The organism is Paraburkholderia sp. SIMBA_030, from assembly GCF_046535245.1.
Lineage (GTDB): Bacteria > Pseudomonadota > Gammaproteobacteria > Burkholderiales > Burkholderiaceae > Paraburkholderia.
Map to the genome: position 1 here is coordinate 1 of NZ_JAWRXB010001843.1, position 229 is coordinate 229.

Annotated in this window: 1 protein-coding gene; it reads right to left on the bottom strand. The window is 65.9% G+C overall.

Annotated elements, in window-relative coordinates:
* Positions 1-229, bottom strand: a 229-nt coding sequence (locus SB772_RS46355; protein ID WP_410839313.1) for a FaeA/PapI family transcriptional regulator, incomplete at both ends; no start/stop codon positions are given.

Here is a 229-nt window from a genome sequence, read left to right on the forward strand (position 1 = left end):
CGCGGTTCCAGTTGTATTCGTTTTCGGGCCGTCCGGGCGTACCGTACCGCGGTGCCCTGGTGACGGTGCCGGCGTCGGCCAGGTATTCCAAGTATCGTCGGGCGGTCACGCGCGACATGCCGAGCGCATCCATCACCTCGCTGGCGGACACCGGCACTTGCCGTGCCCTCATCAAGTCCTTGACCGATTCCAACGTGGAGGTGGAGAGGCCCTTGGGCAGCGGCAGCTC